The following is an 11,315-nucleotide window of genomic DNA, read 5'->3' on the forward strand; positions in this document are numbered from 1 at the left end:
TCTGTGTTTTGGGTCTGCCGGCCTGTTTATTCGGCCGGAACCGCTGTGACCTCGTTGGTCAGAGGATGGCCGAGCTTATTCAGCATCTCTTTCGGGCAGACCTGCAGGAAGTTGGCTTTCTCAACATCCCAATGCTGCAGAATATCTGCGGCCTTGCGGCTGAAGGTCTCGGCCTGATGGGTTTCGATCATTGATTTCAACTGCTCTTCCCAATGGTCGACGGTTACCGGGCAGGTCACCAGCGTTTCCATGTTCATCAGCTTTTCGGCCTTGCCTTCGGGGTCGTACAGATAGGCCATACCGCCCGTCATACCCGCGCCAAAGTTGGCACCGATGTCGCCCAGGATCACCGCAACACCGCCGGTCATGTATTCACAGCCGTTTGAACCACAGCCTTCAATCACCACCTTGGCGCCCGAGTTCCGCACCGCGAAGCGTTCACCCGCACGGCCCGCCGCGAACAGGTGGCCGTCGGTGGCCCCGTAAAGAACCGTGTTGCCGATGATGGTGTTGTCATCCGCCTTCAGCGGGCTGACCTGCGGCGGGCGCACGACGATCATTCCGCCCGACAAACCCTTGCCCACATAGTCGTTGGCATCGCCCGACACTTCCAGTTTCAGACCCGGTGCAGCAAAGGCGCCCAGCGACTGACCGGCGGAACCTTGCAGCTTCACATGCAGGTGGTCGGACTGGAACGTGTTCCGCATGCCGAAGTTCTGCACGATGTGGCTGGAGACGCGCGTTCCAACGGTCCGATGCGTGTTCTGGATCGCATAGGACAGCTGCATCTTTTCGCCGTCTTTCAGGAACCGCGCTGCATCGCGGACAATCTCGGCGTCCAGCGTATCCGGCACCGCGTTGCGGTCCTTGTCGCGGTTGTAGACGATGTCATGGGCACCATCGACAGTGATCAGCAGCGGGTTGAGGTCCAGATCATCCAGATGCGCAGACCCACGGCTGACCTGCGCCAGCAGGTCGGCCCGTCCGATGATCTCATCAATCGAACGCGCACCGAGGCTGGCCAGCAACTCGCGTACTTCTTGCGCGTAGAAGGTGATCAGGTTGACGACCTTGTCCGCATTGCCGGTGAACTTGGCGCGCAGGCTCTCGTCCTGCGTGCACACACCAACCGGGCAGGTGTTCGACTGGCATTGGCGCACCATGATACAGCCCATCGCGATCAGGGCGGCGGTGCCGATGCCATATTCCTCGGCCCCCATCATCGCGGCCATGACAATGTCGCGCCCAGTGCGCAGGCCACCATCGGTCCGCAGGGTCACGCGGTCGCGCAAGTTGTTCATCGCCAGAACCTGATGCGCCTCGGTCAGGCCCATCTCCCACGGAAGACCGGCATATTTGATCGAGGTTGCGGGCGATGCGCCCGTACCGCCATTGTGACCCGAAATAAGGATAATATCCGCTTTCGCCTTGGCCACACCGGCAGCAATCGTGCCAACGCCCGAGGACGCCACCAGTTTCACTGTCACCTTACAGCGCGGGTTGATCTGCTTGAGGTCATAGATCAGCTGCGCCAGATCCTCGATCGAGTAGATGTCGTGGTGCGGCGGCGGTGAGATCAGGGTCACACCTTTAGTCGAGTGACGCAGACGCGCGATCAGGTCGGTGACCTTCATGCCCGGTAGCTGGCCACCCTCGCCGGGTTTTGCGCCCTGGGCGACCTTGATCTCCAGTTCTTCACACTGGTTCAGGTATTCGGCAGTCACACCGAACCGGCCCGAGGCCACCTGTTTGATCTTGGCCGACGGGTTGTCACCATTCGGTTCCGGCACGAAGTGTGCGGGGTCTTCACCCCCTTCGCCCGAGTCGGACTTGGCACCGATCCGGTTCATCGCCACGTTCAGCGTCTTGTGCGCCTCGGGCGACAGCGCGCCCAGCGACATGCCCGGCGTGACAAAGCGTTTGCGGATCGAGGTGATCGACTCGACCTCTTCAATCGGCACCGGTTTGCCCAGCGGTTTAAAATCCATCAGATCGCGCAGGTGGATCGGCGGGTTCGACTGCATCTTGGCCGAATACTGCTTCCACAGCTCATAGGACGCACGGTTACAGGCCATCTGCATCATATGCATCGAGGTTGCTTCCCACGCGTGGGTCTCACCCGCTTTACGCGCTTTGTAGAAACCACCGATGGGCAGCACGTCCAGACCGCTATCCCAACCCTTGGCGTGAATTTCTTCGACCTTGGTCTGGATACCGGTGACGCCGATACCGGAAATCCGACTGGTCATACCCGGGAAGTACTCAGCCACCATGGCACGGCTGAGGCCAACGGCTTCAAAGTTCAGACCACCGCGATACGAGGAAATCACCGAAATCCCCATCTTGGCCATGATCTTCAGCAGGCCCTGGTCGATGGCTTCGCGATAGCGCGCCACGTTTTCGGTCAGGGTGCCGTCCAACAGCCCACGATCAATACGATCGGCCAGTGAATCTTCGGCCAGATAGGCGTTAACAACAGTCGCACCACAACCGATCAGCACAGCAAAGTAATGCGGATCAACACATTCCGCCGAACGCACATTCAGCGAACAGAACGTCCGCAGCCCCTGACGGGTCAGATGCGAGTGCACCGCGCTTGTTGCAAGGATCATCGGCATCGCCACACGACCCGGGCCCGAGTTCATGTCGGACAGGACCAGATGCCCCGCACCCGAGCGCACGGCCTCTTCCGCTTCGGCTCTAACACGGGCCAAAGCGGCGCTCAGCGCACCGCGACCGGGCTCAAAACTACAGTCGATTTCAGCCAACGGAGAGTTGAAGTTCTCAACCAGTTTGTCCCACTGCGTGTTTCCGACAAAGGGGCTTTCCAGCACGATGATCTCGGTCTGGCTGCTGTCTTCATCCAACACGTTCTTGAGGTTTCCGAACCGTGTTTTCAGCGACATCACACGGTATTCGCGCAAGCTGTCGATCGGCGGGTTGGTCACCTGACTGAAGTTCTGGCGGAAGAAATGGCTGAGCGGGCGGTATTGCTTGGACAAAACCGCAGATGGAGTGTCATCCCCCATCGATGCCAGCGCCTCTTTGCCATCCTCGGCCATCGGCGCCAGGATTTGTTCAAGCTCTTCCACCGAATAACCTGCAGCGATCTGACGTTTGCGCAGTTCTTCACCGGTGAATTTCGGCGTTTCGGTCACGCCAGCCAGCGTCACGTCCAGATCGTTGATCTTGCCAACCCACTCACCGAACGGCAGTGCGCGCGCCAGTTTGTCCTTGATTTGCTTATCGCGATACAGCTTGCCACGCTTCATATCGACGGCCAGCATTTGACCCGGGCCAAGCGCGCCTTTTTCGGTCACAGACGCCTCATCAATCGGCACCATTCCGGCCTCGGAACCCGCGATAACCAGACCATCGCCTGTCACCACATAGCGCATCGGGCGCAGGCCGTTGCGGTCCAGACCGGCACAGACCCAGCGGCCGTCGGTCATGGCCAAAGCGGCAGGACCGTCCCACGGCTCCATCACCGAGTTGCAGTAGGAGTACATGTCGCGCCACGCCTGCGGCAGTTCAACCGCCTGCTTGGACCAGCTTTCCGGCACCAGCATGGTTTTCGCCATCGGAGCCGAACGGCCCGCGCGCACCAGAACCTCGAATACCGAGTCTAATGCAGCAGAATCCGAGGATCCGCCTGCGATGATCGGCTTAATATCTTCGGCATAATCCCCAAAGGTGCCGCTGGCCATGCGGATCTCGTGGCTTTTCATCCAGTTGATGTTGCCCTTCAGCGTGTTGATCTCACCGTTATGGGCCAACATGCGGAACGGCTGTGCCAGCCACCATTGCGGGAAGGTGTTGGTCGAATAGCGCTGGTGATAGATCGCAAACGCCGATTCAAAGCGTTCATCCATCAGGTCGGGATAGAAGACGGCGACCTGCTCAGCCAGCATCATGCCCTTGTAGATGATCGAACGACACGACAGCGACGCCAGATAGAGCCCGGATATCCCGGCCGCTGCTGCAGCCTTTTCGATGCGGCGGCGGATGACGTACAGCTCACGCTCAAACGTCTCTTCGTCTACGCCCTTGGAGTTTGAGATCAGAATCTGTTCGATCTCTGGCCGGGTGGCGTTGGCCTTGTCGCCCAGGCAGGTCACATCGACCGGCACATGACGCCAACCATAGATGTAGTAGCCCATCCGCAGAACTTCGGTTTCCACGATGGTTCGGCAGCTTTCCTGCGCCCCGAAATCGGTGCGCGGCAGGAACACCTGACCAACCGCGATCAGCTCGTCCAAATTGGGCTCGTGGCCGGTACGGCGGATCTGGTCATAGAAGAAGGGCACCGGGATTTGCACGTGGATGCCAGCGCCATCGCCGGTCTTGCCATCTGCGTCCACCGCGCCACGGTGCCAGATTGCCTTCAGCGCGTCGATCCCGGCATCCACAACTTTGCGCGACGGCTTACCGTCAACGGATACAACAAGCCCCACACCGCACGACGAATGCTCTTCTTCCTCGGAATAGAGACCGTTTTTCGCCATCCATTCGCGCTTGGCTTCCTCGGCCCGCACCCAATCGGCATCAAATTTGGTCATTGGCTGTCTCCTTCTTCCGGCTGGGCAAACATGGCCTCGACTTGCGTCTTGGTCATTTGCTTGCGCTCGCCTGCGAACGCATACCCATCGGGCTTTTTGTCGATATAAAGTTCATGGTCCAGCGGATGGCCCGTATCTTCGAACAGGCCAGCTGCCATTTGTGTGTGTCCGTGCATCTCACCGGGCAGCGTGATCCGATACCAAAGGGCCGACCCACATTCCGAGCAAAACGCTCGTTCCGCCCAGTCCGACGAGGTGAAGGTTTTGACCGGGCCAAGCGCGGCATACCCTTCCTCGGCCTGAAATGACACCAGCATCGAACTGGTCCAGCGACGGCATTGATCGCAATGACATGCACCCAGCGAGTCTTTCGCCGGAGTGGCGGTCACGGTGACCGCGCCGCACATGCATTGGCCTTGCAATTCGGGCATCAAACCCTCCTGTCGCTGGGCGTTGGATTACTCAGCGGCGATAGCCGCTTTGGTGTTGAACCGGTCGATAATCGCATCTGCGCAATCGCGACCGTCGCGGATCGCCCAGACCACCAAAGAGGCACCGCGCACGATGTCACCAATGGCGTAGACGCCGTCCATCTCGGTCTCACCGGTCTGGAAAGCGGCCTTGACGGTGCCCCAACGGGTTACCGGCAGGTCGGGCTGGCCGAACAGGGTGGGCAGGTCTTCGGGCTCAAAGCCCAGCGCCTTGATCACCAGATCGGCCTCTTCGATGTAATCCGCGCCTTCGATGACTTCGGGGGCCTGACGGCCCGAGGCATCGGGCTGACCCAGACGCATCTTCTGCACCATCACGCCGGAAACCTTGTCGTCGCCGGTAAAGCCCTTGGGCGCGCTGAGCCATTCAAAGATCACGCCTTCTTCCTCAGCGTTTTGCGTTTCACGCTGCGAACCCGGCATGTTGGCCCGGTCGCGGCGATACAGACATTTGACCGAGGTCGCACCCTGACGGATCGAGGTACGTACGCAGTCCATTGCGGTGTCGCCACCACCAATCACGACAACCTTCTTGCCCTCGGCATTCAGGCGACCATTGTCGAAATCTTCAACGGAGTCGCCAAAGCTTTTGCGGTTCGAGGCGGTCAGGAAATCGATCGCCTTCTCGATGCCGTTCAGGCCGCTGCCCGGCATGGACAGGTCGCGCGACTTGTATACGCCGGTCGCGATGATCACGGCGTCATGCTTGGCGTGGATTTCTGCAAACTTCCCAGCGTCCACATCGCAGTTCAGCACAAACTCGACCCCGCCATCGGCCAGCAGGTCATTGCGGCGCTGGACGATGTCCTTTTCCAGCTTGAAGCCCGGAATGCCGTACATCAGCAGGCCGCCGGCGCGATCGTAGCGGTCATAGACGGTAACCTGAATGCCAGCGCGGCGCAGCATATCCGCAGCAGCCAGACCGCCGGGGCCACCACCGATGATACCAACGCTTTCGCTGCGTTCATTGGTAGGAGACACGGGCATAACCCACCCTTTGTCCCAAGCAGTATCGGTGATGTATTTTTCAATTGTGCCGATGGTGACCGTACCGTGACCTGACTGTTCGATCACGCAATTGCCTTCGCACAGACGGTCCTGTGGGCAGATACGGCCACAGATTTCCGGGAAGGTATTGGTGGCCTGGCTGGTCTGATACGCTTCTTCCAAACGACCCGTCGCAGTCAGGTTCAGCCAGTCGGGGATATTGTTGTGCAGCGGGCAATGCGACTGGCAATAGGGCACACCACATTGACTGCAGCGGCTGGCCTGCTCCTGCGCCTTGGTCGCCGCGCATTCCGCGTAGATTTCGTTGAAGTCTTCTTTGCGCACCTCGGCGGCACGTTTTTCCGGCATGTCCCGGTCGATCTGCACAAATTTCAGCATCGGTTGCTTGGCCACGGGTCAGACTCCATGAATTGGCTTGGTGGAGTGTCTTTAAGAGATATCATCTCAGATGAAAAGGCAATAATGCTGACCTAATTTCAAAAAATTTCTCCCATACAGTCAACTCAAAGAAAATATTCTAACTTTTTAGTACCGATTCGGACCTATTTACACACTTTCTTTTTTGAGACCACACTTATACCCATTGCCCGCAAAGAATGCGTGACGGCAGCACGGCAGGGCAGATGAGTTTATTCCAGTTGATTCTTGTGGCGGTTATTCAGGGTATCACCGAATTTTTGCCAATCTCATCCTCGGGCCATTTGATCCTGCTGCCCACCCTGACCGGCATGGATGATCAGGGGCTGGCCATCGACGTCGCGGTACATGTCGGAACGCTGGGGGCCGTGGCCCTGTATTTTTGGTCTGATGTGAAACAGGCCGTCGCCGGCCTGCCGCGCGCCCTGACCGGAAAGGTCGACACCCCGCAGGCCCGATTGGCGATGTGCCTGATCGTCGCGACGATCCCCGCAATTATCGTTGGTGCCGTCTTGTTCAAAACCGGTCTCAGCCAGTCATTGCGCTCAATGACGGTGATTGGCTGGACCATGCTGGGCTTCGGTTTGCTTTTGTTTTGGGCCGACCAAAAAGGACCGCAGACCAAACAGGCCCAGGATTGGGGCCTGCGCGATGCAATAGTCATGGGGCTGTGGCAAGTTTTGGCGCTGATTCCCGGCACTTCGCGGTCCGGCATCACTATCACCGGCGCGCGGCATCTGGGCTACAGCCGCGAGGACGGTGCCCGGATCGCCATGTTGATGTCGATACCCACGATCTTGGCCTCTGGGGTTCTGCTGTCAACGGAAGTGATCCGAGAAGCAGATATGCAACTTGCCAAGGACGGCGCAATCGCCGCCGTTTTCGCATTTCTCGCGGCCCTGCTGGCCCTGACCTTGATGATGCGCCTGCTGCGCAGCGTCAGCTTTACGCCTTACGTCATATACCGCGTGATTCTGGGCGCGATCCTGCTGGTCATTGCCTACAGCTGATCAGGTCCGCAGATTGTTGGCCGAGTTCTGAATGTCGTCATATTGGCCCGAGGGGCGGAATTTCCACAGGTAATCCGGCAAAATGGATTCCAGTGTCGCGGGCTCGATCCCCAGATCGTCAAACCCCTTGGCACCCTCTGCCACCACGTTGTCACGGCGCAGGTTCTTCAGTTGATCTCGGGTCAGGATGTGGTTCGGAAACAGCTGAAAGCTGACGAATTTCGCGATGTCCAGCAGGCCAGCCATAATCCGCGCCACCCAGAAGGGAATGCCGATGATCACCCGGCGGCGGTGTACCACCTCTAGCATCTGCTGCATCAACGCGCGGAAGGATTTCACCTCGGGTCCGCCCAGCTCATAAATGCCGGGGGTGGCCTGCCCCAGAACGCCCTGCACGGCCGCCTTGGCCACGTCATCCACATAGACCGGCTGGAACTTTGTGTCCGCGCCGACCAGAGGCAGGAACGGCCCCATGCGTGTCATCCCGGCAAACCGGTTAAAGAACTGATCCTCGGTTCCAAAAATGACCGAAGGCCGCAAGATCACCGCATTTGGCATGTGTTCCATTACACCGGCCTCACCATGGGCCTTGGTGCGAGAATATTCGCTGTCCGATTCCGCATCCGCGCCGATCGCCGAGATATGCACCATACGCGCGACGCCCTGTTCTGCCGCGATGCGCGCGATCCGCTCGGCTCCTTCGGCTTGTACGGCGTCGAATTCGTTCTTGCCCAGCTCGTTCAAAACACCCACGCAGTTAACGACCGCATCGGCCCCATGCATAACGGCTGCCACAGACGCATCGTCGCGGATGTTGCACAGAATAGGTTCAACCTGCCCTACGACACCGTAAGGTTTGACAAACATCGCCTCATTCGGACGTCGCACCGCAACCCGCACGCGCCAGCCTTCGTTCGCCATGCGCCGAGCGATATACCGACCGACAAATCCCGATCCGCCATAAATCGTGACCAGTTTGGACATGCGAGGGCTCCTGCTGATGGGTCTTGATCCGATCTACCGCCCAAAGCCCCGGCAAACAAGGCGCAATAACGCCGCGCGGCCGCGAAAACGGCCAAATTCAGAGCGTTTCGGGCATGGATCAAAAAACTTTCAAAAAACTTCCCGAATCTGGTTGACGCCCCCCGCCAGTAGGCTTAAACGCCCCTCCACGACACCTGCCCAGGTGGCGGAATTGGTAGACGCGCTAGCTTCAGGTGCTAGTGTCCGTATGGACGTGGAGGTTCGAGTCCTCTCCTGGGCACCAATGCTTTTCCAAAAAATACATAAAAACCAATCACTTAGCGGGAATCTCAGGCCTGTAAAGGTGACACAAGAGGTGACGCTATGCCTCTAGTCATCTTTGAAGCAGGAGCGATTCTGGTCTTGGCCCGATACATCGAACAGAAGCCACCCAATGGAGTTTGGTACTTTCGTAGGCGTGTCCCTCGTGATGTTCAGAGGCACTATCCTAAGCTAAACAAACGAGGCGAACTTTACTTCTCCTTAAAGACCAAGGACCGTAGTGAAGCTGCCAAGTTGGCCCACTGAAAAGCAACCGAGCAAGATGGCTTTTGGAAGAGCGTTAGAAGCGGTGAAGTCACGGCTGGCCCAGAAGTCATTTCGGCTGCTATTGCCCTGCTGGACACTTACAGCCTCAGACCCGGACAATCCGTTGAGTACACCGGCGACGAACTTCAGGTAGATAGATTTCTGGATGATCTGCGCATTGAAGCTGAGGCCTTTCGGCCTGAGGACCAGCGGGAGAATTGGCAAAATGACCTTCCGCTAGTCCACCGACAAGCCGCTGATATGTTTTTTGGGGAGAAACCTCCTCTTTTCCTTTCGGAGGGATTACAAAAGTACTTTGAACTAACAGGTGAAGACCCGACCAAACGGCAAGGCTTAGGTCGTACCCGTGCCGTAAACTACTTCATTTCAGTGTGCGGTGATTTACCCGTCGACCGTTACACCCGTTCACACGCCAACGAATTTGTTCGTTATCTTCTTGAGGAACGGAAAAATCGAACCGCCACAGTCACCCGGCGTCTGAACGACATTCGGCCTGTGTTCTCCACTCTATGCCGGGAGTACGAACTTCAGGACCGGGAGATATTCAAGTCCGTAATTATCCCAAACAAGGGAAAAGACAGTAAGGAAAAACTGTCATACACGAACGACGAAGTGCGGCTAATTCAACGTGCCTGCTTAGATGCCGACGATGATATCCGTTGGATAGTTGCTGTTCTTTCAGACACAGGGATGAGGATGGCTGAAGCCGTGGCAATTAGACTGGAGGACGTGTTTCTCGACGATCCGTACCCCCACATTGTCCTCAAAGAATACGAAACACGATCCCTAAAATCAGCCTATTCAACACGGTTGGTCCCGTTGTTAGGAAAGGCGCATTGGGCGGTGAAGAGGGCGCTAGATAACTTACACAAAGGTTTTTTATTCCCTCGCTACATAAACCTAGAGGTCTCACCACCGGTACACCTAGCTGACAACGCATCAGGTGCAATCAACGGTTGGCTGGATGGCCTCCAGATCGCCGATAAAGATCAAAAAACGGCCCACTGCTTGCGCCACAGTATGCAAGACAGATTGAGAGAAGCCGAAGTACCAGAAGAAATCCGCAACTCACTTCTCGGTTGGACGAACAAAGGAACAGGTGCTCGTTACGGCACAGGCTTTACGATCCGAGTTCTTTACGAACACATGAGCAAAGCCGTCGATAACAAAGCCAACCTGTCTTTTACTGGTCTAAAGGAAGACTGAGTAGTTTCCGTCTTCAAGCCCTTTCAGATAATCGGCAGACATAGGTTTGCCTCATACGACTTGCCGTTGATAATTTGCCAAGGCTCCAACGGTTGCCTAGGCATTATAGGCGCAGGAAGTTGCTTTGGTTTGGAGGTGGCTTTACTCGCATGTTTTCGCTTGGGGTTGGCATAGTCCCATTCCCCCTTGGCTATCTTGTATTTTCTTTTGATAACGGATGGATTAGCGGTCTTGAGTTCGGCAAGACTTCCGACCTCCAACACGACCAAGAGGTCACCGTAGCCATCAGAGCCGGGGACATTCAACGCCCTGTAGAGCCACAAGCAGCTACTCCGCAAAGGCGGGTCCCAGTGTTTAGTCTTGGGTAGTTCATTGGCTACGTACTGACCGTATTTTTTTTGGGATTTGAATTGTAGTCGTGCCGTGTGCATGAACAGCCCAACATCTAAGTAATATTCTAGTTTGTCGTTGAGCCTTTCAAACCGGATGTCTGTCAGGACCGTTGAAGACGCTAACGCCTTCTTTGTAATGGTGCGATCAATAGTGGGTTCTTGGGAATGCATTTTATTCCAATTCATTTTAGACCCCAAAAAAATAATACCCGTAGGTTTCCGTCCTCTCTGTGGGGTCGTTCAGAGAAGGGACGGTGTTCAGCCCTCTTAGTCAGGCCGAATAATTTGATACCGAGGGTTAGTTCGGTTGTTTGCGATGAGGGCGGGATGGTGCCTTCTATATAAGGCCGAATAACGCTCCCATTAGATTGACTCAGGAGAGTCCTCAGGAGGCCAGCTTGCTTGGTTGAAACCCCGACCTAGGGAGAATCTCCTAACGCCCCTCAGTGAGGCTCTCAGCAACTCTGAGGGGTATTCTGGGGGGCTATCTAGGGTCTGGGGTTATCACCTCTGCAATACAGGTAAGGCCCTAGGCTGCCCCTCAAGTTATCCTTACTGCATACCCTAGGTGGGCCTCCCCAACTGAACTGGTCCACCGTTATGTTTAGGAAACGGAGGACCACGAATGGCAAACAAGAGACCAAAGCCCGAAGAGATTGT

8 protein-coding genes and 1 tRNA gene are annotated in these 11,315 nt (G+C 56.8%); 4 read left to right on the top strand and 5 right to left on the bottom strand.

What is annotated here, in order from left to right:
• Positions 1-26: 26 nt before the first annotated feature.
• Genes gltB through ACR0LN_RS21965 form a run of 3 tightly spaced genes read right to left on the bottom strand, consistent with a single transcriptional unit; the run spans position 27 to position 6,451 of the window.
• Positions 27-4,559: a glutamate synthase large subunit gene (gene gltB / locus ACR0LN_RS21955; protein WP_480432740.1), complete on the bottom strand. Its 4,533-nt coding sequence runs from the start codon at positions 4,557-4,559 to the stop codon at positions 27-29.
• Complete coding sequence (locus ACR0LN_RS21960; RefSeq protein ID WP_480432742.1) at positions 4,556-4,990, bottom strand: GFA family protein; 435 nt, start codon at positions 4,988-4,990, stop codon at positions 4,556-4,558. Before ACR0LN_RS21960 ends, gltB begins: the two co-directional genes overlap by 4 nt.
• Before the next feature lie 27 nt (positions 4,991-5,017).
• Complete coding sequence (locus ACR0LN_RS21965; protein WP_480432744.1) at positions 5,018-6,451, bottom strand: NAD(P)-dependent oxidoreductase; 1,434 nt, start codon at positions 6,449-6,451, stop codon at positions 5,018-5,020.
• Positions 6,452-6,681: 230 nt separating this feature from the next.
• On the opposite strand from ACR0LN_RS21965, the gene ACR0LN_RS21970 reads away from it, so the two are divergent.
• Positions 6,682-7,485 carry an undecaprenyl-diphosphate phosphatase gene (locus ACR0LN_RS21970; protein WP_480432745.1) on the top strand — a complete coding sequence of 268 codons (804 nt, stop codon included), beginning with the start codon at positions 6,682-6,684 and terminating at the stop codon, positions 7,483-7,485.
• Here ACR0LN_RS21970 and ACR0LN_RS21975 read toward each other — a convergent pair whose 3' ends face one another.
• Positions 7,486-8,469 (bottom strand): complex I NDUFA9 subunit family protein, encoded by a 984-nt coding sequence (locus tag ACR0LN_RS21975; RefSeq protein WP_480432746.1) that lies wholly within the window; start codon positions 8,467-8,469, stop codon positions 7,486-7,488.
• A gap of 196 nt (positions 8,470-8,665) precedes the next feature.
• Here ACR0LN_RS21975 and ACR0LN_RS21980 point away from each other — a divergent pair.
• The 3 genes from ACR0LN_RS21980 (at position 8,666) to ACR0LN_RS21990 (ending at position 10,263) form a co-directional block, all read left to right on the top strand.
• Positions 8,666-8,752, top strand: a tRNA-Leu gene (locus ACR0LN_RS21980).
• A gap of 80 nt (positions 8,753-8,832) precedes the next feature.
• Entirely contained in the window at positions 8,833-9,036 is a 204-nt protein-coding gene (locus ACR0LN_RS21985) for a DUF6538 domain-containing protein (RefSeq protein WP_480432748.1), read from the top strand.
• Positions 9,037-9,297: 261 nt separating this feature from the next.
• The gene (locus ACR0LN_RS21990; protein ID WP_480432750.1) at positions 9,298-10,263 is read left to right on the top strand and encodes a tyrosine-type recombinase/integrase; all 966 of its coding nucleotides are present in this window, start codon (positions 9,298-9,300) and stop codon (positions 10,261-10,263) included.
• Positions 10,264-10,286: 23 nt separating this feature from the next.
• Here the strand turns inward: ACR0LN_RS21990 and ACR0LN_RS21995 are convergent, their stop codons facing one another.
• Positions 10,287-10,841: a hypothetical protein gene (locus ACR0LN_RS21995; protein WP_480432751.1), complete on the bottom strand. Its 555-nt coding sequence runs from the start codon at positions 10,839-10,841 to the stop codon at positions 10,287-10,289.
• Positions 10,842-11,315 lie beyond the last annotated feature (474 nt).

The sequence above is a fragment of the Ruegeria sp. AA6 genome, assembly GCF_056542865.1.